This is a genomic window from Sulfurimonas sp., assembly GCF_026988655.1.
In the GTDB taxonomy this organism is placed as follows: domain Bacteria; phylum Campylobacterota; class Campylobacteria; order Campylobacterales; family Sulfurimonadaceae; genus Sulfurimonas.
The window spans coordinates 1-26,275 of the sequence record NZ_JALSKT010000004.1 but is presented as its reverse complement, the minus strand read 5'-3'; the positions used below and the strand labels follow the sequence as shown (position 1 = coordinate 26,275).

Genomic DNA, 26,275 nt, shown 5'->3' with positions numbered 1-26,275 from the left:
ACTCGAAGTCTCTCTAGGCCTTTTAAACAAGGTCTCTCTGTTTGTGGATGGGAATTATAGAGAAGTGTTGCTTAGATGTAGCTTAATGTTTGGGGGAGTTTGGGAAATGTTTTGAATTTGTTTATTTGCACTAGTTTTATGGTTTAAGATTCTATAATCCAACCACCGCCAATAAGTTTATCATCATCATAAAACACTGCTGCTTGTCCAACTGCTACACCGAACACACCCTCTTCTAATGTAAGTTCTGCAATTTCATTTTTTATTTGCACATGACACCTTACGGATTTTGTTCTATATCTTAATTTAACTGTAGTATCAAACTCTTTTCTGTCATCAAACATATTTAAATTATTAAGCTTTACATTAAAACATGCTAAATCTTCTTTTTTTCCTACTATTATTTGATTTTTTTCAGGATTTATCTTTAAAACAAAATGAGGGTCATGTGCGCCATGGACAGTAAAGCCTTTACGTTTACCAATGGTATAATGCATATAACCCTTATGCTCTCCAACGACATTGCCCTCTTGATCTAAAACTTCACCAATCTGATCAACTTGCACATACTCTTTTAAAAGATCTGTATATGTACTTTCTACAAAACATATTTCACTAGATTCTCTTTGTGAGGAAAATGATTCGAGGCCTTTAATGGAGGCAGCTAGTTCTTTAATGTCTTTTTTATGTCTTTGACCAAGTGGAAATTTAAGTCTCGGTAAAATCTCTCTATTGATATAAAATAAAAAATAACTTTGATCTTTTGTATCATCTTCTGCTGCATACAGATACTTACCATCTGTTTTAATATAGTGACCAGTTGCTAAATACTGCGCACCAATTTCATCAGCATATTTAATCATTTCACCAAATTTTAAGTTTCTATTGCACAAAGCACATGGGTTTGGTGTTTTACCCTCAGCATAGCTCTCTATAAATGGTTGAAAAACTTTTTCATTAAATATCTCTTGTAAATCAAGTACATGGAGTTTAATACCAACAAAATCTGCAGCTTTTTGCGCACGAGCCTGATGTATTTCATGATATCCTGGTTTTGAATGAAGTTTCATATATAAACCTTCTACTTCATACCCTTCTTCTTTTAATAATAACGATGTAATAGTCGAATCGACACCACCACTCATTCCAACTAAAACTTTTTCTTTCATCTCTTCCCCATATTTTGCTAAAATCTTAAACTAAGCTTTTAACTGTTTCAATCTTTCTTTCTTTGTTCCAATTGATGTTATTTGTATACCAAAGTTTCCATCAACAATTACAACTTCCCCTTGTGCTATTACATGATTATCCACAAGAATTTCTAGAGGGTCGTTCGCCAATTGATTTAACTCAATTACAGAACCAATATCCATATTAAGTACATCTTTTAAAAGCATTCTTTTTTTTCCAATTCTAACACGAACTGGTAATTTTACATCCATAATTAAAGATATGTTTTTCAATTCTTCTTCTGAGAGCTTAACACTATCTTCTGCGCAATTATTATCAGAGCTTCCAGCGTCTAATGCGTTTGAAACATTAGAACTTTCATTAGATGCTACTTTAAAAAGACCTTCATTTAACTTATCGTCAATAATAAACATCATCATTGCATGTAAGTTTGCCAAAGAAAACTTGTAAACGAACATTTTACTAAAAGACTCTAAACTCACTTCTCCATTGTCATTAACAAGTTCAATACTCTCTATACTAAAAGACAAAATAGGTAGCTCTTTTTGTCCTGAAAGTGCTGTAGATATAGCCCCAAAGATATTAGAGATTATCTCTTTTGATGCATCTAAATCATCATCACTAACATCTTCTCTTTCACTTGCTTCTTCACCCATCATCATATCTGATAAAGAAGCTGCCATATTAGGAGGAAATGCAACCATCGCTTGAGCATCTATATCACCACTGACTTTAATTCTTGCTAAAACGATTGGTGGCACAATGTTAGAAATAATACTTAACTCTTGTTCTTCTTGTAACTCAAGTGTCGGAGCTTCCCCGACAAGTGCTTCTATTGTACCAACAGTTTCATCTTCAAATAGTTTTATAAAACCACTCATCTACCTACTCCTCATTTTCTAAATCATCATATATGATATCTTTCACGCCAGATATTTTTGTATGTCTTTGCTCTTCTAATTTTTCTAAAGTGCGCTTCACTGCATCTTTTTCAGTTTCTATTATCTCAGTAATATTAATAGATTTCCTAAATCTTCGTAAGCCTATCTCACCCAAGAATCTATCTTTTCCATCAACAGATACCGTCACGACATCATCCGCTGCACTAGAGAGTCGAATAACATCACCAACCTGTAGCTCAAGTATATCATGCATAGTTAAATCTGCATCACCTAAATTTGCTTCAATATTTACTTTTGCTCCACCAAGTAATACTTTTAACTCTGTATTCCTACTTTTTTTAGAACTAGTTTCATTTAACATCAAATCTCTTGAAGCGAGCTTTGGTAAAATCGGTTCTAGCGAAATTACAGGATAACATATATTCATCATGCCGGAGCTATGTCCTATAATAATTTCCATTACAACCATAACCACAATTTCATTTTGTGCAACAATTTGAACAACATTAGGACTTGATTCTTTTGACTCAATCGTAGGGTATACCTCCATTACTGGACCCCATGCCTCTTTTAAGGTACTCATCATAACACGAAGAATTGTTTCAAAAAGACTCAGTTCTATATCTGAAAATTCTCTTGTTGCATCAAAGGGCTCTCCCTTTCCACCTAACAAACGATCAAGCATAGGAAAAGCGATAGAAGGATTTATCTCTATAACACCACTTCCTTCCAAAGGTTTAATAGAAAAAACATTAAAACTTGTAGGATTAGGTAAAGACATCAAAAACTCACCATAAGTCATTTGATCCACTGAATGCAGTTGTATTTCAACAATTGAGCGCATAATTGATGATATTTGAGAAGCTAAACTTCTTGCCATTTTGTCATGTACACCACGAAATGCGCGTAGTTGTTCTTTGGAAACCCTGTTGGGTCGTTTAAAATCATATAAAGTAACTTGACGCTGAGGAAGAAGATTATCATCACTACTCTCTAAAACATCTTCACCCTCATCTTCTACTACATCGAGTAGTGCGTCAATCTCTTCTTGTGAAAGTATATCTGCCATTTTATGCTCCTATACTCTCTTTAATTTTTTGTATCACAGATTTATGGATTTGTGATATTCTCGACTCTGTTATATCTAGTATATTACTTATCTCTTTAAGGGTCAACTCTTCAAAATAATACAACTGAATAATCATTTGCTCTCTCTCTTTATATCCTGAGAGAACTTTTTTTATTACCTCAACGAGCTCATCTTTTTCAACCTGAGACAGGGCAGCACCTTCATCACCCACTTGCAATTGATCATGTAAAGGCATTACAGTGTAGATATTTGAAGCAATTCTGGCGTCATGTACTTTTTCCACACTTTCATTAAGTTTGAGAGCAAGTTCTTCATCGGTAGGTTCTTCATCATGTGTCAACATATGTTCTTGGACAATATAGTCTATTGCTTTAACAAGTTTACGACTCGCTCTACTTAAAATATCCAAACTTCTAAGATAATCTAACATTGCGCCATAAACTCTTGTTTTTGCATATCCCCAAAATGAATCATTTATTTTTTCGTCATATCTTCTTGCAAGTTTTATAAGCTCTTCTGTCCCAATAGCCGATAAATCAGAAAAATCAACGGAACTGGGAAGTCTCTCTTTTAATCTATATGCCATTGCTTTAACGGCAGGAAGATATTGAAGGGCCAGTTCATCTTCTTGATGCTTTAGGTCCTGTTGGTAAGCATTTTGTATCATACTTTTTTTCCTGCAAGATCATCCGCATTCATTTGTACTACTGCATCTGTAATCTTACATGCTGAATCGATAAGTTTTTCACGTTTATTTATCTCTTTGACAAAAAAATCTAAATCTTTTTCATGGGTATCAATTGGAAAGTTATATGCCTTAGCTGCAATTGTTTTGTAGTAAAGCGCGATAATAATATGAGAAAAAAGATAGAAGAATATTGTAATCAAAAAAGTGTATGTCAACAATCCTTCTGCATCCATAGACTTGAGTATGCCAAAAATTATTCCAACAAAGAACCCCTGAACAGTAAAAAAATAAACAAAATTTTCTCCAAGCATCAACTACCCCAACATCGACTTAAAAATGGTCAATCAATCTCTTGAATAAACCAGAGAGACCACTTTCATTTGATGTAACCAGCACATTTCGTTCCAGCTTAAGCGCAACTTTTCTTACTATCGCTTCCATATCTTTAGATGGAATCGAATTTGGGTACTCAGCAGTAAAGAGTGAACGTTGTTTGACCGATGATGAAACTTTTACATCTGAATTAATCTTCCCTAACAACTGCAGATCTAAGTTCCCACCAATATTCGCTTTTGCAACTTTTTTAATCTTTTCAAAAACTCCCACTGCCTCTTTTTCATTTTTAACCTGATTCATAATAACGCTAACATCATCTCGCAGCGTTGCAATAGTCTTGATAGTTGCATACGCATCAGTAATTGCAGCAGGATCTGGAACAGTCACAACAACAACATCATCTGCTGCGTTTAGAAACATCTGAATATGCTCACCAATTCCTGCTCCAGTATCTATGATCATAATATCAAGCTTGTCTAAAACCTGCGCTTCTTCCATAAAACGTTCAAAAAGCGCCATATCTGAGTATTTTAAAATCTCATCACCACTTTCACCAGGAATTAAAATAAGATTACGAGTAATAGGGATAAGAATATCACTCACCTTTGCTTCACCCTTTAGGACATGCAAAATATTCTTTTTAATCTTTACATTAAACATTACATCAAGATTTGCAAGACCAATATCTGCATCAAAAATTCCAACATTGAGTCCCTGCTGAGAAAGCATATAGGCAAGGTTTGAACTGATGGTACTTTTCCCAACGCCACCCTTACCACTTGTAATGGCTAAAAAACGTGTTTTTTTTGACTTTTTATCAGCATTTGAAGCAACAAGTTCTTCAAGCTTTTGTGCTTGATGTCCTATCATACTTTGCTCCTATTAAATCCATTGAGTAAACATTCTATTAAAAAGTCACTGTTTGCACATACTAAATCTTCTGGCACTTCTTGTCCTACTGAAAAATAGCTAATTGGTTTTTTAGTCTCATAAGCAAGAGAAAAAATATTACCAAAGCCTCGAGTTTCATCAAGTTTTGTGAACATTAAAGTATCTACCCCGAGTGTTGCAAAATTATCATAAGTAATTTTCAAGTCATCATATTTGATAGAACTTGGCATAACTAAAACAACATCAACACTGTAATGTGTTTGATTTGCATTCAAACATTCATAAATTTTTTCAATTTTTCCTTTATCATAAGGACTAGAACCCATTGTATCAATAAGAATATAGTCACAATATTTTAGTGACTCTAATGCAGTTGAAAATTCTGGAGGGTCAACAACCGTCTCAATACCAAGCTTCATCATTCTTGCATACTGCATTAGTTGTTCAACAGCACCAATGCGGTAAGTATCTAAAACAACAAGTCCAACTTTATACTTCTTTTCTAATAGATAAGAATATCTTGCTGCAAGCTTTGCAATAGAAGTAGTTTTGCCAACACCAGTAGGGCCAACAAGCATAATAACTTTTTTATTCCCAACACTGACAGGGTTTTCTCGTCTAATTGGAACCATTTTTCTTAAAATAGTTTGAAAATAACGCTTGACAGTTGTAGAGTTTTCACGCATTTTTAGCGGCATATGCTCAAGTGTTACCTGCATTAGTTCATGAAGATGTTCTTGATTCATTCCGCTTTGAGATGCAAGGCGATAAATCTCTGCAAACTCAGATGGAATTTGATTTTCTAAATCAGGTGATTTTTCATCCCAGAACATATTTTGAATAATTTTTACTTTATCAGTCAGTTTATTTATCTCAGATTTTATCTCTTTGAGTTCTTTGGACTCTGTAAATCCATTTGCAGCACTTGTTTCACCGTAAAGATTATCCACTGGTTGTGTAACTTTGGATATCTCAGATATCTGCTTTGCTGCGTTTGAAATATCAAATAAAATATCTTTGCTTTCTTCTTTTAGCGAATGTTTTGTTTTTAAAGGTTTTGCAGTTTTTCCGTAGCCAACCGGGAGCATACTTTCATCAATACCTATGACTATTTCATACAAAGCCTCTCTTCCAAGAGCTTTTTTCTGTATCTCCTTGGTTTCAATAAGCATACCCTCATCACCAATTTCCATCTTCGCTTTTTTTAAAGCTTCTGAAGGCGTTCTCCCTGTAAAAGTTAATATCTTCATCTCATTACACCTGCTAAAGGAATTACGACACTCTCCCGCTCAGACCAAGAAGGGTGAGGAATTGTCAAGTTTTTACTTTTTATACTACGATTATCAAAAAATATAATATCCAAATCTAATGTCCTTGGTGCATTTGCAAAACTTCTTTTTCTACCAAACTTCTTCTCAAGTCGCATAAGATACGCTAAGAATTCTTTAGGCTGGGCTGATGTCTTTAGAACAATGATTGAGTTAAAAAAATCATCTTGTTTTTCATAACCAAATGGAGGATTTTTTAAAATCAACGAAGTCTTGATAAGCTCTACTCTTTTTTCACGTTTAAGTTCAAAATAAAGATGTTCAAACCTACGTTTCACATCACCGACATTTCCACCAATCCCTACCACAACCTCATATCTATGAGTGTGCTTAGGCGAGGTAGAAAAAGGAAAACGCAAACTATAAAAAGTTTTTAATTTTTCATTTATACTGCGTTTGATATACATGTTTCAACTATGCTTGTTGTGCAGCTTGTGCTTCTTGGGCAGCTTTAATTTCATTCATAATTTGTAGCATTCCCATCATCGCGAGGTGGTAACCAAATGGTCCAAAACCTACAACAGATGAAGTACAAACAGGTGCAATCATATTTTTTGCTCTAAAATCTTCACGTCTATGGATATTACTGATATGAACTTCTATAGCAGGAAGACTAACTGCAGAAATTGCATCTCTAATCGCAATTGAAGTATGTGTATACGCAGCTGCATTGATAATAATACCTTGCGCATCACCATAGCATTCTTGAATTTTGTCAACTATCTCACCTTCTAGATTACTTTGAAAAAACTCTATATCAACACCATTTTGAGTTGCCACGTCTTTCATCTGAGCATGAATTTGTTCCAACTTCATTGGACCGTAAATATTTTGTTCTCGAACACCAAGCATGTTTAAATTTGGACCTTGAATTACTACTATTTTCATTTTTAACCTTTTTAAAATTTTAGAAGATTATTTTATCTAAAAATAGATTAAAAACAAGTACCTACGTGTGAAACTTACTATCTTAAAATTAAAAAGTGTATAATCTCTTTTAAATTCTATACAGAGAAAACAATGACAATACTATCACCAAACTATATACTTACACCCGATACACTTTTAAAGAATAAAGCACTTGCATTTGACAAAGAGATTAAAAAAATTGCGCCACTTGATCAACTAAAGTCTGAATTTCCAAATGCACAAGTGATTGAACTTCAAAAAAATTCACTACTGATGCCTGGTCTCATCAATGCTCATGTTCACATTGAATTTTCAGCAAATAAAAACCAACTTAGTTATGGAGATTTTATCAACTGGCTTTATAGTGTTATTGAACACCGAGAAGACCTCATGGAGAACTGTGACATCGACTGCATGAGCAAAGCCATTGACTCTATGCTTGATAATGGAATCACGACTATTGGTGCGATTAGCTCTCATGCAATGGATCTTGAAGCTTGTGCGAACGCGAAACAAAATGTTGTTTTTTTCAACGAGCTAATTGGTTCTCAAGCAGCGATGGCCGATGCACTGTACTCAGACTTTCTCGCTCGACTAGAAGCTTCACAAACGATAAAAAGAGAGGGATTCATTCCTGCTGTTGCGATTCATTCGCCCTATTCTGTACATCCTATTTTGATACAAAAAACACTGCAAATTGTACGTAAAGAAAAGCTCAAACTCACTGCTCATTTTATGGAAAGTGAAGCTGAACGCAACTGGATTGATTCGAGTGAAGGAGAGTTCAAAGAGTTTTTTCACACACTTTTAAAACAAGAACAAAGTGTCACAGATGCAAAAGAATTTCTTAACTACTTTAATGGATATGAAACACTTTTAACACATGCTGTCTATACAAATGAAGAAGAACTCAATGCCATTGCTAAAGAAAAACATACTATTATTCATTGCCCAATTTCAAATAGATTGTTAGGGAATCCTACACTTAATATCAAAGAACTCAACGATAAAAATATTCCATGGATTGTAGCCACTGATGGTTTAAGTTCCAACTATGAACTCAATCTTTTTGAGGAGATGAAAATTTCTCTGTTTATGCACAGCTCTGCCCCACTCCTAGAGTTTGCAAAGCAACTGCTTCGTGGTGTGACTCTAAACGCAGCTAAGGCGCTTGGACTTAACTCGGGAGAAATTGCTGAAGGTAAAAATGCAGATATGCTTGTTTTGGACTTAGATAATGAACCTAATGAAGAGTTAGCTCTTCATTTAATCCTTCATCGCTATAATATCTCTAAAGTTTTTATCAATGGAAAAATGGAAAAAGGAACACTCTAAATGAATTTTATAAAAAAATTATTTTCACCGATTACTGCAACTATGAGTTATATACAAAATCATTTCAAAGCAATGCTTTTTGTCCTACTCTTAGTTATACTCTTTGCTCCAACAAGTGAAAAAGAGTTTACACCATACAATCTTCAAACGATTAATCTGAATGGTCCAATAATGGACTCTACTGAAATAGTAGAAAAAATAAATAAAGCTTGTGACAACGATAATATAAAAGGTGTTCTCTTAAATGTAAATTCTCCAGGAGGAGCTGTTTCTCCTTCTATTGAAATAGCCTATGCTATCAAAAGACTTCATGATAAAAAACCTGTGATCGCCTATGCTAAAGGCACAATGGCGAGTGGCAGTTATTATGCTAGTATTTGGGCAGATAAAATCATTGCTAACCCAGGAAGTATGATAGGAAGCATCGGTGTTATCATGCAAGGTGCAGACTTAAGCGGTATCATGGAAAAGCTTGGTGTTAAAACGCAAGTTGTAAAAGCTGGACTTTATAAACAAATAGGAACACCGGACAGACCTTGGAAAAAGTATGAAGTAGCAGAACTCAACAAAGTCATCAAGGGGACATACCAGATGTTTGTAAGTGATGTGGCACAAGCGAGAAACCTTGATATTAAAAAACAAAATAGTTATGCCAATGCGCATATATTTACTGCTATGCAAGCTAAAAATGTAGGTCTTGTAGATGAGCTTGGTGTAGAGTACGATGCAAAAAATGAACTGAAAATAATGAGTGGCGTTACCAAGGCAGTATGGAACAAAGAAGATAAATTTGATAGACTGATGAAAAAGCTCACCGCTTCCACAGCAGCTATGTTAAATACTTACTTTCCTGATTTAATACTAAAATAAGGAATCAAAATTTAATAAAGTGTAAAACTTAGTCCTAAGACTCAGCTACTTCTATAACTTTATCTACATTTTCAAATATTCTCTGAACTCTCTCTTGCCAAAGAGTACCAAAAAGTTTTGTTTCTTCTGCTGTTGCACTACCAGATGTGAGTTTTTGCATAAGAGGCATCATCTCTTTATCTGCAGGCACACTTGCATGCTTATAATTGATATCTACGCTTTTACCAGTATCTACTCTTGTAAATTTGGCAGAGGATTCAATGTCAGAGTTATAAAACATTAAAGAGCGTCTTGCAAACTGCCCCTTGAGACCTTTAAACCCACTTTTATCCGTAGCACCGGCAATATGTGAAATAACATTTCCAACAACACCGGCTACGCCTTCTTCTAAAGATTCTGCAAATTCAACTTTAATGTTTCCTCTTACCCCACGGCTATCAGGGTATAACTCTTTAATCGCTTGAGATGCCATGAGATAGGCACCTGCAACCGTAGGACATGAATGCCCAGCTGCTTTTACTACTTCGAGATATGTTATCTCATATTCACCATTATAAAAAGCCCCTAGAACTTGTGCTAATGGGTCTTTTACTTTTATACTTTCTATTGAGTCGAAAAATTTTGGATAATTCATGAAATAGTTTCCTTTTTTAAGACCTTTGCATTGATAATATATTTATCAGATTGTGCTTGAAATATATCATCAACTTCTAAAGACGACAAATCAACAACCTTCTTATCCTTTACAATTTGAGCAAAGCCTTTTTTATTTTTATATTTTGGATTATTGGATTCTAGCATTTTTTGTAAAGACAAAAGTTGATTTTGCGCAATATTTACAACACTTTCTATAACATTAGGAAATCTTAGTCTGACAGACGCAAGCTCTTTAGTATAACTCTGCATTTTAAGCGAGATAGTTTGTCTAAAATCCTCTTGAAGCTTCACTGTCTCTTGTTTTTTATACTCTAGCTTTTTTTCAACTGAGTGTTGCATATAGGAGTTCTTTACGTGTGTTAGTTCTTGTGTGTGATTATAAATTTTTTGATCTATTTTTTGTGAGAGCTGCGTTTGAATTGAGTCAAGGTATTGATACAGTTCATTTGTATCAGGCAATATCATCTCCATTGCTGCACTTGGAGTAGGAGCACGTAAATCTGATACAAAATCACTGATAAGCCAATCTATTTCATGCCCCACAGCAGAAACAATGGGAGTTTTTGCATGGTATATTGCATCTGCTACCACCTCTTCATTAAATGCCCACAAATCTTCGATACTGCCACCACCACGTCCAATAAGAATGATGTCATAGCCTTTTGTATCTGCAATTTTGATAGCATTGGCAATGCTAAACGCAGCGTTTTGTCCTTGAACAACAACATCATAAACATCAACTTCTAGTAGTCGGTATCTTGAGTTCGCAACACGGAGCATATCTTGCAAAGCGGCACCAGTTGCAGAAGTCACAAGAGCAATAGACTCGGGAAATTTTGGCAGTTGTTTTTTACGTTCAGGATTAAAATAGCCTTGAGATGAAAGTTTTTGCTTGAGTTGCTCATAGGCTACAGCTAATGCACCTTGTCCTGCAGGCTCGATTGAAAAACAATTTACCTGATAACTTCCACGAGGTTTATAAAGAGTGATAGCACCATCAACAACAACTTTCATCCCCTCTTCAAGACGAAACTTTAATTTTGAAGCATTCCCACGAAACATAACAGCACTAATAGCTGAACTATTATCTTTTAATGTAAAATAAATATGTCCGGAGTTGTGAAAAGTAATACGAGAGAGTTCACCTTCTATGAAGACTCTCTCAAAGGTACTTTCTAAGACAGTTTTGATTTGTTCATTAAGTGCAGATACTGCTAAAACATTCATTACTGCGTTTACCTAATCACTTATTTTTTACGGGCAATGATAAGTGTTGAGATATCCATCGAAAAACTTTGTGTATAGAGTACATCAAAGCCAGCTTCTTTTAATTCTTTTTGCATATTTGCTACAGTTGAAAAATCACCTATAGAATTTGGAAGATATTCATAGGCCTCAAGGTTTTTAGAAATAAATCCACCCACTTTTGGAAGGATCTTATTCATGTAAAAGTCCCTAATTTTTCCTAAAAATGATGGGTTTTCATTTTTCATAAATTCGAGTATTACAATAAGTCCATCTTTTTTAAGTACACGGTTAAACTCTTTGAGTGCATCTTCACGCTCTACTACATTTCGGATACCATAAGTAATACTTAAAATATCCGCACTTGCATCCTCAAGTGGTATTTGCGTTGCTTTGGATATATGATAATTAAATTCAGGATATTTTTTACGAGCTACATCGACCATTCCAACAGATGGATCAACACCAACAATTTCTGAAATAGCAATATTTGATTTTTCAGCTTGTTTTTTCCAAAAGTCCATCATATCGCCCGTACCACAGGCTACATCAACAATTTGATCAAGAGAATCTTTTGCACTGTATCTATATGCCAAATCACAAGCTTTTCTTCTCCAGCTTTTATCAACGCCCATACTCATCACACGGTTTGCAGTATCATACGTTGGCGCGATGTCATCAAACATTGATACAATTTTTTCTTGTTTTTGCTCTTTTTGTTCGCTCATTAGTTATATCCTTTTCATCCACATAATTATATCTTTCTCTTCTTTGTTGACATTTAAAATCTCAAATTTCTCTTCAACACTTTTAAAGCCCTCTTCTCCACCAAAACTTGGAGCTAAATAGCATAAATAATAATCTACCATATGACGAGTAAGTTCGAACATTTTAGCACTTCCTTCAATCATGATATTTTTGTATTTCTGAAGTATTTCAAAATTATTTGCTATATAAACTTTTCTATTTTCTACTAAAAACAGTGGTATAGTTTCATCAAACTCTTGTTCTCGTGAAAGTATTAAAATATCAGGCGCTTTGCCATGAACCATTCTTGCATCAAGTGTTGGTCTATCTGTTCTTACAGTATTGCCACCAATGACGAGTAAATCACAAACATCTCTTAAAGCATGAACGTGTTTTCTTGATTCTTTTGAACTTACTATACCAGCATCTGTAGTCCCGTTGAGTCTTTGTGCCCATTTAAAAAATATAAATCTTGAATCTAAAAATTTCTTAAATGGATAAAGCAGAGCCTCTGATTCTTCTTTTAGAAGTTCTGTTGTTACATTACAAGAATGTAAAGATAAAATCCTATTTCCATTTGCAGCTTGCTTATTCATATCATTCGAGCCAATATATACCTGCTTAATTCCAAGCTCAGCAATCAGTGAAGCACAAGAAGGTGTTTTACCATAATGAGAGCATGGTTCTAGGGTTGTATAAAGAGAAGAGTTAGAAAATATACCATTATGATGGACCAATAAGTAAGAGTGTATATCTGCTGAATTTTTCAATGCTAAAATAGCATCATCATCTGTAAGTTTATAATAAGCTTGCTGCAAGGCATTCACTTCTGCATGAGGTTCCCCAGCTTTATGATGTGCTTCTACAGCTAAGATATTGTCATCTTTGCCCAAGATACAACACCCAACCGCAGGGTTTGGATATGTCATACCTTGATACTTCCATGCCTCTCTCAAGGCAAGCCTCATATAAAAGCTATGATCTATTACCATTCAAAGTAAGTCTTTGCTTTATTTACATCGTTAAAATCAACTTCAATAGTTGCATCATCTTTTTGTAAATAGAGTGTTTTTCCTTCTACTTTTAATAATTTTGCTTTTATTTTTTCTTTATCCAAAAGAAGTAAACTCACATTTTCACCCACAGATTTTTTAAAATGATCTATAGTAGTCATTTTCCTTTCAATTCCAGGACTTCCAACTTCAAATCTATACTCACCTGAAACAGGTGGTGTCACATCTAAAAGAGGAGAGATAAGATGGGTAAGTTCAACACATTCATCAAGACTTACACCTTTACGTTTACCATCTTTCATCTCATTTGAAATAACACTAACACGAAAAATTGTTTCATCATTTTCACTCACAACAACTGTATCATAAAGTTCTAATCCAACAGATTTCACTATTGATTCTATATCGCTTTGTAAACTCATGATTCTTCCTCTTTATGTTCTTTTGCTATTTTTTTAAATAAATCTTCAATATTTTGTGATTTTTTCAACTGTTCATCAAACTCAAATGTCAGTTTTGGACATCTATACCAACCTTGATCTTTAAGACAAAAGTCTTCGACCAAAGGTCTTGCTTTTCTCAATTGTTTCATGTAGACGCGTTTATCTTCTTCGCTAAAACTACTTGGATCAATATAGACTTTTGCATCACTTCTACCACGTGAACATGTCACTTCTATGACGGTAAGTTCATGGAGTCTTTTGTCGTTTAATTGACTTAATGCTTCGGGGATAAGTTCAGCTAAAAGAACTTCTGTTCTTTTTAGCTTTATTTGTGCTTCATTCATCTAGAGAGAGATTTTTTGTTCAACTTTTTTGAATGTTTCAAGAACATCACCAGGGATAACATCATCATAACCACTGATAACAACACCACATTCGTATCCATTACCAACTTCTTCCACATCATCTTTAAAGCGTTTAAGGGAAGTGAGTTCTCCTTCATAAGTAACAACACCTTCGCGAATAACACGAACCATTCCACCACGGATAAGTTTACCGTCATTAACAATACAACCAGCAACCATTCCTTTAGGAATTTTAAATACTTCTCTAACTTCTGCTTGACCAGTATTTTCTTCTGTAAATTTCGGTGCCATCATACCTGTAAGCATACCCGTCATATCATCAAGTAATTGATAAATAATAGAATAAGTTCTAATATCTACATTTCTTTGTTTTGCTAGTGCTTTTACAGAACCAGTAGGACGGACATTAAATCCAAGTAAAACACAATTTTCAGAGTTTCCAACAAGTTCAACATCACTTTCAGTAATTCCACCAACACCACTAGAGATGATGTCAATTTTAACTTCGTCATTTCTAAGCTCGTTGAGTGAACTTCTAATAGCTTCAAGAGATCCATGAACATCTGTTTTGAGTACAATTTTAAGAGATTTAAGTTTCCCTTCTGCTATCATTGAAGTCATATCTTCTAAAGTCGATTTCGTTGATTTAGAGAGTTCTTTATTTCTTTCATATTCGTAACGTTTATGTGCATACTCTTTAGCTTCTTTATCACTTTTCATAGTCATCATAATTTCACCAGCAGCTGGAACTTCATTTAATCCAACTACTACAGCTGTATGACTTGGAAGAACAGATTTAACCTGTTTACCATTATCATCAATAAGCGCTTTAATACGACCATATGCACTACCACAAACGACATTGTTTCCAATTTCTAGTGTACCATTTTGAACAATGACAGTGGCAACTGGACCACGCCCTTTTTCTAAAGAAGATTCAACAACTGCTGCTTTAGCAGGAACATTTTTATTTGCTTTAAGTTCTAGCACTTCAGCTGTTAAAAGAATATTTTCAAGTAAATTATCAACTCCCATACCTGATTTTGCAGAAACTGGAACAAATTCAACATCCCCACCCCAATCAATAGGAGAGATACCATGTTCAGCCATTTGACCTTTAACCAAGTCAGGATTAGCCGTTTCTTTATCCATTTTATTTAATGCAACAATTATTGGAACACCAGCATCTTTTGCTATTTTAATAACTTCTAACGTTTGTGGTTTTACACCATCATCAGCAGCAACAACAATAATTACAATATCAGTAATATCCGTACCACGTTGACGCATTGAACTAAACGCAGCATGACCTGGTGTATCTATAAATGTAATAGCTTTACCGTTTTGCTCAATAGTATATGCACCTATATGCTGTGTAATACCACCAGCTTCACCCTCAGTTACTTTAGCTTTACGAATAGCATCTAGTAATGAAGTTTTACCATGGTCAACATGTCCCATAATTGTAATAATCGGAGCACGTTCCTCGGCATCTGGATCTTCTACATTTGTCTCTTCTACATAATTAAATTCATCTTTAGGATCAACAATTGTGACTTCAACACCAAATTCTTCACTTAAAATTTCGATCTCATCTGCACCCAAAAAGTCATTTTTAGTCATCATCATACCAAGATCAAAAAGAACTTTAATGATATCTGACATTGGACGTTTTAGTTTTTCTGCAAATTCATAAACACGAATATCTTCAGGAATTTCCACATGAGTAACAACTTCGTCTTCATGTGATACTTTCGCATATTTTTTTCTCTTATCACGAGAAACTTTTCTACCACGAGGTGCTTGCTTTTTATTTGCATTTCTACCAGCTGGTTTTGGCGTTCTTGGTCTTCTTGCTTCTTCTGGTGGAAGAGGTGCACGTTCAGTAGAGTTTAAATCGAGCAGTACAACTTGATCATCCATATCCATAGATACGTCCGCTAAAGAACCACCAAAAATATCAATTTTCTTGCCTTGATCTTTCTTGCTAGTTGGAGATTGTCTTGAAGATGACTTTTTCTTTTTAGCTAACTCTTCAAGAACTTCAGCACTCATTTTACCATATGAAGATACGGAAGCTTGTTTTGTAGGCATAGAATATGACTCTTCAACTTTTGGCTTTTTCTTCTTAACAATTTTAAGGCCAGATCGTTTGATAGCAGGTCTAGTAGATGGTTGTACAACTTTTAAAGTAGTTTTAACTGCTGCTTTTTTCGTAGGTGCTTGTTCTTCTTCTGAAGCTTTTGCTTGTTCTTCTGAAGCTTTTTCTTCCACCACTGCTACTTTTTCAACCGTCTTCTCTTCAACAACTTGCGTTGTTTTTTCAGTATCAGGTACAACTTTCTCTATTTCTGTCTTGATTTCTGTTTTTTCTTCAGGCGCAGTTTTTTCTGCAGGAGTATCACTTTGAGCTTTTTCTTGCTTTTTAACTTTTACTTTTGGTTTAGCAGGTGCTGCAGGTTCGCCATTCATAATGTAGTTCGCTATAGACTCTGCTTGTTCCATAGTTATTTTACTTTGTGCAGCTTTTACTTCAATACCCATACTCTTAGCTTTTTCTAAAACGTCTTTAGAAGCTATACCAAGCTCGTCTGCAATTTCTTTTACACTAACTTTATCTGTCATCAGTGATGATCTCCTTTAGTTTGTTCATAAATTTGTCTTTTTCTTTACTTCGACATTGGCGCATAAGCACTTTTGGAAGTTTTTTTTCATCATCAAGACAACTTTTACATAAATAAAAACTTCTACCAGTCCCAGTAAAACTTTTTAATTCTTCATCTTTACATTGAAGCCTTAAAAAATCATGTTGTGCGCCTTTTACTCTGCAAGAGACGCACATTCGAGTCGGTAGATGAAATTTTTTCGCCATTATATCTAAATATTGCTTTATTTGATAGACTATCGTTCTATCATAAGCCCATTATTATCAAAATCCAAAACTTTTACTGAAAAGTCTGGAAATTTTTGCTTCATTTTGTTTGAAATCATAGCCGTATCTTCATCATACACCATAGAAAAAAATGTAGAACCACTTCCTGAGAGCGTACTCATTAAAGCACCACTTTCATACGCCACTTTTTGTACACTAAACAGCTCTGGTAGAGTTTTCATTCTTGCTTTTTGGTGAAACCTATCTTGTGCAGCAAGCTTCAACATTTCCCAATCTTCATTAAAAAATGCTGCAACTGTCAAAGAGGCATGAGAAAGATTATAAATCGAATTTTCTTTTGAATATGATTTTGGTAAAACTGAACGAGATTTAGCAGTATTCATCTGCTTGTTTGGTATAACAACCACTGCTTTTAAATAATCAGGCAAATGTTTTTTTTGAGAAAAAACTTTGTTTTTTTCAATAGTTGCTACATTAAACCCACCCATTACTGCTGGAGTAATATTGTCCGGATGAGGTTCGTATACCAAAGCATGATTTAAAATTCTACGCTTAGAAACTCTAATGCCAGCAGCTTCATGAGCAGAAGCTACAGCAGAAACTATAACAGCCGAAGAACTGCCTAAGCCTCTTGACATTGGAATTTGATTATAAAATGTAAATTTAAAATTTTGTTTATGCTTTGTCAAGCGTGTGTAATGCTCATTAAATATACTGATAAAAAGATTATTTCCCTTGAGTCTAGGGTTATCTTCACCCTCGCCTTTAATGCTTACACTAAAAAACTTTGAAGGATGAAACTCTACTCTGTTTCGAAGATTAACTGCTAAACCTAAAGTATCAAAACCTGGTCCTAAGTTTGCTGAAGTTGCTGGTACGCTTATTGTCACTAATTTTCCTATCCGACTGCACCTATCATATATAGTGGCGCCGTATTTGTACTAAACTCATTATAATCAAGTACATCTGGAAGCCTAAAGCTAGCTTCAGGCACTGTTTCTAATTTTTGAGTTTTTATTTCTGATGCGATTCTAACAAAATACAACTTTGCTACCGCTTTTATTGGCTGATTTTTATTAAAATAAAAAGCATCTGTAGCAAAGAGTGGTATCTTTTTGATGATACTAATAGACTTTAAAAATATATAGGCAACTTTTATCGCCATAAAACTTCCCGGACCATTGGCATATAAGAGTTTTTGCACCTCATACTTTTTTAAAATATCACGAAAAAGCAAAGGTAAAATATCTGAACTTTTTTCTTGACTTTGTATCGTTTCTATCAACTTCTGGTTTTCATATATACCGATTAAAATCGGAGAAGTAAGCGTGATAGCAAGTACATCGACTTTTTTAAGCATATGCTTTTTCTAACTCTTTTGTTTTTTCACCTACGAGCTCAACCACTTCATAATTCTCTGCATCTTTTAAAAGTTCAAGTGTTAGTTTATGATTTAAGTCATGGCTTCCTGCAAGTGCCTCATAGTTTCCTATAAAATTCATACCAATCAGACTCATATCACCTATAGCATCCAAAATTTTATGTCTAACAAATTCATCACTAAAACGCAGTCCCTCAGGATTGAGTATCTTTTTCTCATCCAATACCACTGCATTTTCAAGAGATCCACCAAGTGCTAAGCCCTTTGAACGCAAATACTGTACTTCATGTAAAAATCCAAAAGTTCTTGCCCGAGAAATCTCATTTTTATAACTCTCTTTTGTAAACTTTAGCACATATGCCTGTTTTTGAATCACAGGATGTGGAAATTTAATAGTAAAATCATAATTCAAATCTGGGGAAGGAGAGAGTTTTACATACTTTTCTCCCTCTTGTATCTCTACTTCTTTTTTAATAATCATTACTTTTTTAGGTACGTCCAGCTCTTTTATCCCAGCCTCATCTAAAAGCATACAAAAACTTGCACTACTTCCATCCATAACTGGTACCTCATCAGCATCAACAATAACACGAAGATTATCTATACCATACGCATATACCGCTGAGAGAAGATGTTCAATCGTTGAAATAACAAAATTATCTTTACCTATTACTGTCGCCATTTTTGTATCAACAACATTATCAGGGATTAAGGGTATTGAGACATCAACGTCACTTCTGTAAAATACGATGCCACTGTTTGATTCTAAAGGTTCAAGTCTTAGTTTAACAGGAGAGCCTTTATGCAGACCTATCCCTACGAGTTCTACACTCTTTTTTATTGTTGTTTGGTACATAAGAACCCCTATTTAGCGTTAATTATTTTTTTAGCTTTTTTTATTATATCATCAATATTAAGTTTTATCCACTTTTTATCCATCCACTCTTGAGGACGCACTTCAATTCCTTGCACTAAAACGCCAAAGTGAAGATGATCACCCATCGCGTATCCAGTTTTACCAGTGTTAGCTATCTTCTCTCTTGGTGCCACTTCGTCACCTGCGGCAATATCAAGACTTGAGCAGTGTCCATAGATAGTATAAAGACCTAGTCCATGAGAAATAATAGGCATATTTCCATACAGTCCATTATAATCAGCAAAAACAACTTTCCCACCATTTGTAGATTTTATCGGTGCCATTGCATGACTCGCTAAATCCAGACCTAAGTGATACGCTTCAGAGATAAACTGTCCATCATAATAATACTTTCTATGATCACCAAAACGCGCGACTACTTGACCATTTTTCAATGGATACATTTTTTTCATTTTAAAAGTACTAATCATTTCATCAGGAACAACAGAAGTAAATTTATGAATAAGTGCCTCATTTTTTGCTCTTACATCTTCGTTGATAATTTTAAACTGTTCAAGAGAGTTATCTACTCCCTGTGTTTCTTCAAACTCTTCTGCTAAATCAGCTATTTTTCCTTTGAGAAATTTATCTGAAAGCTTAATCTTAGAAACTCTGTACTGTTTCATTTTCAGATAAAGAGGTACATAAGCTTTTGCAACATTACCGGCACTGTCTTTAGCCACTACAGTTGCTTTAAATCCATTGTCTTGTACCGGCCATGCTAAAAGAGCAATGTAGTATCCTTCTTTATAAAAAGGTTCTGCTTTGAAATGTTTTCCATGATTTGATTCTATATACAAATCTTCAAGATTATCATCACTTACTTTGAAGATCACAAGGGCTGAACCACCACGAGAAATTTTATAAGAGTTACTGACTATACTTAATTGTGGTCTTTTTTTATCAATCACAAGTTTATATGACTCTACTGCAATATTGCCTTTAAAAAAGTTCCATTTACTAACATCTTGTGCTTGCACTATTATCTGAATCTCTTTATCTTTTAAAGCATATGAGCCACGTGGTGGTTTGATATTTAAATCAACAAGTTTTTGGGCTACAAGGAGTTCTTCATACACTAAAGTCGTATCACCTTCCGAATTTTTCATAAGAACTTTATAAGATTTTATTCCACTATCATCTTCTAGTTTTAAATGAAGTGGTTTTTTCAAATTCCAATAACCATTGTTATCGCTTAAAGTAATCACAGGCTTATTTCTTTCAAAAGTTGACGAGAAGTAAATATATAATCCCCCTCCTAAAATTGCCATCATGATAAACAGCGAGATAAATGATGAGTTGTTATTTCTTTTTCTCAAATTACACTTCCTTTATTGATTTAATTATTTTGTTATTTGCATCACTTTTAAGCAAACGCACTTCTTGAACATGCGCCAAAGATAAAAAGTCACTCATAATACGCTTGGCTTCTTTCATATCTGCACCACTGCGTTTGAGATCTGCGTCACACACATAAACCTCAGCAACGGTGGCATTTTCACAAAGAGACATATTTGTATACAAAATCCCTTTTAAACGCAGTGAAGAGAGCGCTTGCCAGTTTTGAAGATACTTCACGCATTGTTTATACTCTGCACCAAGTTTTATCAGTTCACTAAACGCAGTAAAAACAATACTATCACAGTTACTGCGTTTAGGACAATCATACTGCATCATCAGTCCTGCGTACAAAGACGTTGCCATTTTTTGATTTATCTTGACGCTATTTTCATTAAAAAATGCGTACAAATCTAAAGTATCTACTGAAACCTCAAGTATCATATCTGACGATGCCGGCACATGAGAACGCACTTTGTCATGCCATGGTAAAAAAGCATATTTACTCATGAATGTTTCATCACTGACTAGGGATACTTTCTTATGGAGCGTAAGTATATAAGTATAAAGTGCATTTGCATTTGCAAATGATTCTTCTTTACAAATCAATACTATATGCTTAGCTAATTCTATTTTCTTTAGAGGGATCAAGTATCTTCTTTTTTTGTGTGAAATTATATACTATTTCTTATTCATTTTATAAACATATTTACAATATTGTTCAAGAATCTACTCAAAATAAAACAAAAATTCTGCTAAAATCTGATTACTTTAGTAAAAATGGATTAAAATGATTAAATTTAAAAAATTAATATATTTAGCAATAACCTTAGTGGTGTTTTACTACTTGTTTATTGTAAATATTTGGGTGACGCTTGGAGTCATTGCTGCGCTTTATCTAGCATTCAAACTTTATAAAATAAGCATGAAAAACAAACTGAGAAAAATCTCTAGTTCAAAAGAGTTGTTTAGAGAGAGTGAACTCGGTCTTTTTGTTGCCCTTGTTGCAAAAGTTGCAAAAGCTGATGGAAGAGTAGATGAGCTTGAAGCACAACTTATCAGTATCATGTTTGATGACATCTCTTCTATATTTGAAAACAAAGAAAAAACAAGAACTATTTTAAAAGAAATATTTAACGAAGAAAAAGAGCGAGAGGATAACACAAAAGCAATTGCTCAAGCACTCAACAAACTCCTTGGTCGTAGTGTACTAAAACGGAGACAGTATCTAGGATTTTTAATTCAACTTGCATCTGTTGGAAATGGAATGAGTTCTGATGAAGAGAGAGTTTTAAATCAAATAGTAACTGAGCTAAACATCACTCCTGATCAATACAATGCAATGCTGAATAAATTTCAAAATATGCTTCAAAATAAACAACAATCTATGAGCCTAGCAGAAGCAGCTAAGATTTTAGGTGTCAATGAAGATGATGATATCAACCTTATTAAAAAGACCTACAGAAAACTGATCCGACAATACCATCCTGATATTCTAAAATCACAAGATAAAGATGAGTCATATATAGAAAAAGCAACCGCTAAAACACAAGAGATAAACCAAGCGTATGAAGTAATCAAAGAGGCAAAAAAGTAAAAAACTAGCGATTAGAGCCATTCATCTTGTAGACATAAGCCAAGATCTCAGCAACAGCACCAAAAAGCGCTTCAGGAATGGTTTTATCTACTTCCACTTCTTTGTAAAGTGATCTTGCAAGTGGTGGATTTTGTACGATATGGACATGGTTTTCTCTAGCTATTTTTTTTATTTGTAAGGCGATGTTATCCATCCCTTTTGCTACCACAATAGGGGCATGTGATTTTTGTTCATCATATTTTATTGCGACTGCGTAATGTGTAGGATTTGTTATAACTACATCTGCATTTGGAACTTCTGCCATCATTCTTTTTTGCGATGCCTGCATCTGAATTTGGCGAATCTTTGACTTGATGAGAGGATCCCCTTCCATATTTTTCATCTCATCTTTAATCTCTTGTTTAGACATTTTTAAGCCATCAAAATACTGTTTTCTCACTATAATAATATCTATAATTGCAAAAATAAAAATGATAAAAAGCATCACAAAAGCGATGATAAGCATCTTCTCTTTAAGCCACATAAGCTGGTCATGCAGGCCAAAGAGTGCGACTGTTGGTAATTCGATAATAAAATAAAAGAAAAATACAAAACCAATTCCTAAAGTAGTAAAAGATTTAAAGGTAATCTTCACCCCTTCAAGGAGCTTTTTTAATGAAAAAAGACTCTTTGTTCCTTTTATAGGATCTATTTTTTTAAAGTCTGGCATCACCGCTTTAGTCGTAAACAAAAATCCAAACTGTGCTAAGGCAGCTATCACCCCAGCAACAGCGACAGCGACCGCCAAAGGCATAACCATGAGTAAAAATTCTCGAATGGTCACAATGGCAACATCAATCATGAAAAGTTTATCTAAGTGGGTTCCAATAAGAGAAAAGTAATATTTAAAAAGAATAATCATATGCTTTGCCATAAAAGGAAAAAGCAAAAGCATCGCAAGTATTGCTACAAAAAGAGTTATAACGCCTGAAGCATCTTGAGATTTTGGAACATTCCCCTCTTTTCGGGCATCCTCTATCTTCTTGGGGGTGGGTTCTTCTGTTTTTTCAGCATCATCTGCCATTATTATATCCTAGAAGAACTCAAAAAATCTACAATAGATTTTTTGAGTCCATTTTCATTGATAAATCTATCCAATTTGCCTGATGAATCATAGACCCAGAGCTAATTGCATCTACACCCGTCTTGGCATAACTCTCTATCGTATCAAGAGAGATGTTTCCACTCGCTTCAAGAAGGATATGTGGATAGTTTTCATTTCTAAACGCAGTAACCTCTTCAACTTGAGCCGGAGTCATATTGTCACACATTACGATGTCACATTTGGCTCGCATCGCTTCTTCGGCAACAAAAAGTGTTTCAGCTTCTACTTCTATTTTAGCAGTAAAAGGAATGACTTTTCTTGCATTTTGAATATACTCTGACAAATTTTCTATCGTTTTAAGATGGGTGTCTTTTATCATCAAAGAATCATCTAAACCCATTCTATGATTTACAGCACCACCACAACGTGTTGCATATTTTTCAAATACACGAAGCATAGGTCTTGTTTTTCTTGTGTCTAATAGTTTCACATTATACGGAGCAATCATCTCCACATACTTTCTTGTCAATGTTGCAATAGAACTCGCATGTAAAAGCATATCTAAAATGGTACGTTCACAACGAAGAAGCGTATGTGAATCTGCTTTTATCTCTGCTAAGAGTTCACCTTTGATGAAAGTTTCACTGTCGTCTTTATGCCATTGTATTGCAAAACTTTCTTGTTTTGCTAAAACATCGATGTATTTTCTTCCAGCAACAACACCATCACTTTTCGCGATAATCTTTGCACTTGCAGCCACTGCAGGTTCAACTAAAGCATACAAGTCTCCACGCCCAACATCTTCAGCTAATGCTGCGTTTACAAATGCTTCAATCATAATGCCAACATTCTCTCTAAAGCAATTTTCGCCCATTTTTGTGTTTTTTCATCTACTTCTATTTCATTGATTGGGGCACCATCATCAATAGCTTTGAGTGTTAGATAAACATCTTCTAAAGTTGTTTCATTCATTGTTGGACATTCTGGTTTTGTTGAACTCAATACATAAGTATTTTTTGGACGTAAACGATTGACCATATTAAATTCAGTTCCAACAGCTACTTTTTGATCCTCTGGCAACTCTGTAATGTACTTAATGAGTTGTGAAGTTGAACCAACAAAATCACTTGCATCACAAATTGCAGGATCACATTCAGGATGGGTTGCTATCAAAATACCTGGAAACTTTTTACGATAGAACTCTATATCTTCCACTGTAAAAAGCTGATGAACAGAACAAAAACCGTCATAACAGATAATATCTGCCTCTTTTGGATCACCTTCTTGCCCAATGACCATAGATTTTAGTCCCATTTGATTTGCTATATTTTGACCAAGACAGCGATCTGGCACGAAGAGTATTTTTTTACCTTCTCCAAGTGCTTTTGTTATGATTTTCTTTGCGTTTGAGCTTGTACATACCATTCCGCCCATCTCACCGACTTTTGCTTTGACATCCGCATTGGAGTTAATATATGTAATAGGAAGGATATCTTCGCTTGCTATTCCTCTATCATTCAAAAACTTTACTGAGTCATCATAATACAAAGAGTCTATCATTCGCGCCATTGCACAGCAAGCAATTTTTGGCATTACAACTCTTTTATGAGGAGAAAGAACTTTTACACTTTGTCCCATAAAAGCAACGCCACAAAACAAAACAAAATCTGCATCATCATCCATCGTTTTTTTTGCAAGTTCAAGTGAATCACCTGTAATATCTGCAAGTTCAAATACTTCATCTCTTTGATAGAAATGAGCAACAACAGTAACGCTGAGTCTGTTTTTCAGTTCAATGATTTTTTCTTTTAGTTCTTCATTTGAGTAAGTCACAAATTGTCCTCATAAATTAATAATTTCGCAATTATATCAAAAAAACATTTTTATAGATTGAGAGAAAGAGCTTAAATGAAAAAAATCATAACTTTATATGCTTATAATCATATCTTTAGTAGAATTGCAAAATTACAATCATAGGATTATCAATGGATTTTTTATTTAATACAAATGTTTTATTTTTTATAGCAGCCTACTTAGTTGGGGGGATTCCTTTTGGTCTTTTACTAGCTAAAAAGTTTGCCGGAGTTGATGTCAAAGCAAGCGGTAGTGGTAGTATCGGTGCGACTAACGTTTTAAGAGTCGTTAAAGAGACAAACCCAAAACTTGCAAAAAAACTCGGCATAGCAACACTCGCACTTGATGCACTTAAAGGTGTGTTTGTTCTAATCATTGCTTATTTTTATGGACTTAGTGAAGCGACTTTATGGGGTATTGCCGTTTTAGCAGTGATTGGTCACTGTTTTTCTCCTTATCTAAACTTTGAAGGTGGTAAAGGTATTGCAACTGGAATGGGCGTTATGATGTTTATGCTTCCGCTTGAAACTATCATTGCTTTAGTTGTTTGGGGTGTTATGGCAAAAACACTTCGTATCTCTTCTGTTTCTTCTCTTACAGGTGTTTTAGCACTTCTTATTTCAAGCTTTTTTATCCACCCAGAGATGGCACATGCTCCTGTTGTATTTATAGTCTTTATTCTTTTTTACAAACATATCCCTAATATCATTCGTGTTATTAAAGGACAAGAAAAAAGAGTTATCTAAATATGACAGTTTACATAGAAGATTTTAAATTTCAGTGCATTATTGGAATTTTAGATTTTGAAAGAGTTCAAGAGCAAGATGTTATAGTAAACCTTACTATTGAATATGATTATAAAATTAACTTTATTAATTATGCAGAAGTTGCTGATCACATTAAGATCTCTATGAAAAAAAATAAATTTTTGCTCATTGAAGATGCTCTAAACAATTTATCTTTAAGTTTAAAAAAGAATTTTATCAATATTGATGTATTATATTTAAAAATAACAAAACCCTCTATACTTGCCGAGTGTAGCGTAAGTGTAGCCAATAAATACAACTTCATTTCTTAACTGAAACTTCATATTTTTTTAAAAAAAATTGTAACCATTCAGCACCCAACCCCAACAGGAGTGTAAGCTTTTCCATCTAAAGCACTTTTAAGTCCCTGTAGAACAGCAATATTATTCTTTTTCA

At 34.3% G+C, this 26,275-nt stretch carries 30 protein-coding genes; 5 read left to right on the top strand and 25 right to left on the bottom strand.

The genetic code is table 11. The annotated features are described in order from the left end of the window. Positions 1 to 143: 143 nt before the first annotated feature. The 9 genes from mnmA to aroQ are packed head-to-tail and all read right to left on the bottom strand — an operon-like array spanning position 144 to position 7,314. A complete protein-coding gene (gene mnmA, locus MV052_RS00345; protein WP_297439856.1) occupies positions 144 to 1,169 on the bottom strand; it encodes a tRNA 2-thiouridine(34) synthase MnmA in 1,026 nt (341 codons plus the stop codon). Positions 1,170 to 1,199: 30 nt separating this feature from the next. Continuing rightward, on the bottom strand, positions 1,200 to 2,072 hold the full coding sequence (gene fliY, locus MV052_RS00340) for a flagellar motor switch protein FliY (protein WP_297439854.1): 873 nt from the start codon (positions 2,070 to 2,072) through the stop codon (positions 1,200 to 1,202). Positions 2,073 to 2,076: 4 nt separating this feature from the next. After that, the gene (gene fliM, locus MV052_RS00335) at positions 2,077 to 3,162 is read right to left on the bottom strand and encodes a flagellar motor switch protein FliM (RefSeq protein ID WP_297439853.1); all 1,086 of its coding nucleotides are present in this window, start codon (positions 3,160 to 3,162) and stop codon (positions 2,077 to 2,079) included. A gap of 1 nt (position 3,163) precedes the next feature. Beyond that, a complete protein-coding gene (locus tag MV052_RS00330; RefSeq protein WP_297439851.1) occupies positions 3,164 to 3,850 on the bottom strand; it encodes an RNA polymerase sigma factor FliA in 687 nt (228 codons plus the stop codon). Next, positions 3,847 to 4,182, bottom strand: coding sequence for a hypothetical protein (locus tag MV052_RS00325; protein WP_297439849.1), 336 nt, complete (start codon positions 4,180 to 4,182; stop codon positions 3,847 to 3,849). Before MV052_RS00325 ends, MV052_RS00330 begins: the two co-directional genes overlap by 4 nt. Positions 4,183 to 4,201: 19 nt before the next feature. Continuing rightward, positions 4,202 to 5,077: a P-loop NTPase gene (locus tag MV052_RS00320; RefSeq protein WP_297439847.1), complete on the bottom strand. Its 876-nt coding sequence runs from the start codon at positions 5,075 to 5,077 to the stop codon at positions 4,202 to 4,204. Then, on the bottom strand, positions 5,074 to 6,348 hold the full coding sequence (gene flhF, locus MV052_RS00315; protein ID WP_297439844.1) for a flagellar biosynthesis protein FlhF: 1,275 nt from the start codon (positions 6,346 to 6,348) through the stop codon (positions 5,074 to 5,076). Before flhF ends, MV052_RS00320 begins: the two co-directional genes overlap by 4 nt. Beyond that, positions 6,345 to 6,833: a 2-amino-4-hydroxy-6-hydroxymethyldihydropteridine diphosphokinase gene (folK, locus tag MV052_RS00310; RefSeq protein ID WP_297439843.1), complete on the bottom strand. Its 489-nt coding sequence runs from the start codon at positions 6,831 to 6,833 to the stop codon at positions 6,345 to 6,347. The genes flhF and folK overlap by 4 nt, the downstream gene beginning before the upstream one ends. Before the next feature lie 7 nt (positions 6,834 to 6,840). Further along, positions 6,841 to 7,314: a type II 3-dehydroquinate dehydratase gene (gene aroQ, locus MV052_RS00305; RefSeq protein WP_297439841.1), complete on the bottom strand. Its 474-nt coding sequence runs from the start codon at positions 7,312 to 7,314 to the stop codon at positions 6,841 to 6,843. A 132-nt stretch (positions 7,315 to 7,446) separates the two neighbouring features. Here aroQ and MV052_RS00300 point away from each other — a divergent pair, with 132 nt between their 5' ends. Together MV052_RS00300 and sppA are read left to right on the top strand one after the other, a co-directional pair. Continuing rightward, positions 7,447 to 8,670, top strand: coding sequence for a metal-dependent hydrolase (locus MV052_RS00300; protein ID WP_297439839.1), 1,224 nt, complete (start codon positions 7,447 to 7,449; stop codon positions 8,668 to 8,670). Then, positions 8,671 to 9,540 carry a signal peptide peptidase SppA gene (gene sppA / locus MV052_RS00295; protein ID WP_297439837.1) on the top strand — a complete coding sequence of 290 codons (870 nt, stop codon included), beginning with the start codon at positions 8,671 to 8,673 and terminating at the stop codon, positions 9,538 to 9,540. A gap of 34 nt (positions 9,541 to 9,574) precedes the next feature. On the opposite strand, the gene MV052_RS00290 is transcribed toward sppA, so the two are convergent. From MV052_RS00290 to MV052_RS00230, 13 genes are read right to left on the bottom strand one after another with little or no spacing between them, the layout of a single operon-like run. Next, entirely contained in the window at positions 9,575 to 10,174 is a 600-nt protein-coding gene (locus tag MV052_RS00290; protein ID WP_297439835.1) for an FmdE family protein, read from the bottom strand. Next, a complete protein-coding gene (gene xseA / locus MV052_RS00285; RefSeq protein ID WP_297439832.1) occupies positions 10,171 to 11,424 on the bottom strand; it encodes an exodeoxyribonuclease VII large subunit in 1,254 nt (417 codons plus the stop codon). The genes MV052_RS00290 and xseA overlap by 4 nt, the downstream gene beginning before the upstream one ends. Before the next feature lie 20 nt (positions 11,425 to 11,444). After that, positions 11,445 to 12,170 carry a bifunctional demethylmenaquinone methyltransferase/2-methoxy-6-polyprenyl-1,4-benzoquinol methylase UbiE gene (gene ubiE, locus MV052_RS00280; RefSeq protein ID WP_297439830.1) on the bottom strand — a complete coding sequence of 242 codons (726 nt, stop codon included), beginning with the start codon at positions 12,168 to 12,170 and terminating at the stop codon, positions 11,445 to 11,447. 3 nt (positions 12,171 to 12,173) lie between these two features. Further along, positions 12,174 to 13,181: a bifunctional diaminohydroxyphosphoribosylaminopyrimidine deaminase/5-amino-6-(5-phosphoribosylamino)uracil reductase RibD gene (gene ribD / locus MV052_RS00275; protein ID WP_297439828.1), complete on the bottom strand. Its 1,008-nt coding sequence runs from the start codon at positions 13,179 to 13,181 to the stop codon at positions 12,174 to 12,176. Then, positions 13,175 to 13,624 carry a ribosome maturation factor gene (locus MV052_RS00270; protein WP_297439826.1) on the bottom strand — a complete coding sequence of 150 codons (450 nt, stop codon included), beginning with the start codon at positions 13,622 to 13,624 and terminating at the stop codon, positions 13,175 to 13,177. Before MV052_RS00270 ends, ribD begins: the two co-directional genes overlap by 7 nt. Further along, a complete protein-coding gene (rbfA, locus tag MV052_RS00265) occupies positions 13,621 to 13,989 on the bottom strand; it encodes a 30S ribosome-binding factor RbfA (protein WP_297439824.1) in 369 nt (122 codons plus the stop codon). Before rbfA ends, MV052_RS00270 begins: the two co-directional genes overlap by 4 nt. Then, positions 13,990 to 16,635, bottom strand: a complete 2,646-nt coding sequence (gene infB, locus MV052_RS00260; protein ID WP_297439822.1) for a translation initiation factor IF-2 — start codon at positions 16,633 to 16,635, stop codon at positions 13,990 to 13,992. After that, entirely contained in the window at positions 16,625 to 16,882 is a 258-nt protein-coding gene (locus MV052_RS00255; RefSeq protein ID WP_297439820.1) for a hypothetical protein, read from the bottom strand. The genes infB and MV052_RS00255 overlap by 11 nt, the downstream gene beginning before the upstream one ends. A 29-nt stretch (positions 16,883 to 16,911) precedes the next feature. Next, on the bottom strand, positions 16,912 to 17,793 hold the full coding sequence (gene thrB, locus MV052_RS00250) for a homoserine kinase (protein ID WP_297439816.1): 882 nt from the start codon (positions 17,791 to 17,793) through the stop codon (positions 16,912 to 16,914). Between the two features lie 8 nt (positions 17,794 to 17,801). After that, positions 17,802 to 18,263: a hypothetical protein gene (locus MV052_RS00245; protein WP_297439810.1), complete on the bottom strand. Its 462-nt coding sequence runs from the start codon at positions 18,261 to 18,263 to the stop codon at positions 17,802 to 17,804. Further along, positions 18,256 to 19,140, bottom strand: a complete 885-nt coding sequence (gene lpxC / locus MV052_RS00240; protein WP_297439804.1) for a UDP-3-O-acyl-N-acetylglucosamine deacetylase — start codon at positions 19,138 to 19,140, stop codon at positions 18,256 to 18,258. The genes MV052_RS00245 and lpxC overlap by 8 nt, the downstream gene beginning before the upstream one ends. Before the next feature lie 8 nt (positions 19,141 to 19,148). After that, a complete protein-coding gene (locus tag MV052_RS00235) occupies positions 19,149 to 20,519 on the bottom strand; it encodes a M23 family metallopeptidase (protein WP_297439796.1) in 1,371 nt (456 codons plus the stop codon). Position 20,520: 1 nt separating this feature from the next. Beyond that, positions 20,521 to 21,147 carry a hypothetical protein gene (locus tag MV052_RS00230; protein WP_297439790.1) on the bottom strand — a complete coding sequence of 209 codons (627 nt, stop codon included), beginning with the start codon at positions 21,145 to 21,147 and terminating at the stop codon, positions 20,521 to 20,523. Positions 21,148 to 21,328: 181 nt separating this feature from the next. Between MV052_RS00230 and MV052_RS00225 the strand changes: the two genes are divergently transcribed. Further along, a complete protein-coding gene (locus MV052_RS00225) occupies positions 21,329 to 22,135 on the top strand; it encodes a DnaJ domain-containing protein (protein WP_297439784.1) in 807 nt (268 codons plus the stop codon). Between the two features lie 4 nt (positions 22,136 to 22,139). Here MV052_RS00225 and flhB read toward each other — a convergent pair whose 3' ends face one another. The 3 genes from flhB to nadA are packed head-to-tail and all read right to left on the bottom strand — an operon-like array spanning position 22,140 to position 25,052. Next, a complete protein-coding gene (gene flhB / locus MV052_RS00220) occupies positions 22,140 to 23,198 on the bottom strand; it encodes a flagellar biosynthesis protein FlhB (RefSeq protein WP_297439768.1) in 1,059 nt (352 codons plus the stop codon). A gap of 28 nt (positions 23,199 to 23,226) precedes the next feature. Further along, entirely contained in the window at positions 23,227 to 24,057 is an 831-nt protein-coding gene (gene nadC, locus MV052_RS00215) for a carboxylating nicotinate-nucleotide diphosphorylase (protein WP_297439764.1), read from the bottom strand. Beyond that, positions 24,054 to 25,052: a quinolinate synthase NadA gene (gene nadA / locus MV052_RS00210; RefSeq protein WP_297439757.1), complete on the bottom strand. Its 999-nt coding sequence runs from the start codon at positions 25,050 to 25,052 to the stop codon at positions 24,054 to 24,056. Before nadA ends, nadC begins: the two co-directional genes overlap by 4 nt. Before the next feature lie 152 nt (positions 25,053 to 25,204). Here nadA and plsY point away from each other — a divergent pair, with 152 nt between their 5' ends. Beyond that, positions 25,205 to 25,819 carry a glycerol-3-phosphate 1-O-acyltransferase PlsY gene (plsY, locus tag MV052_RS00205; protein WP_297439753.1) on the top strand — a complete coding sequence of 205 codons (615 nt, stop codon included), beginning with the start codon at positions 25,205 to 25,207 and terminating at the stop codon, positions 25,817 to 25,819. A 2-nt stretch (positions 25,820 to 25,821) separates the two neighbouring features. Continuing rightward, positions 25,822 to 26,151 carry a dihydroneopterin aldolase gene (locus MV052_RS00200; RefSeq protein WP_297439738.1) on the top strand — a complete coding sequence of 110 codons (330 nt, stop codon included), beginning with the start codon at positions 25,822 to 25,824 and terminating at the stop codon, positions 26,149 to 26,151. Positions 26,152 to 26,275 lie beyond the last annotated feature (124 nt).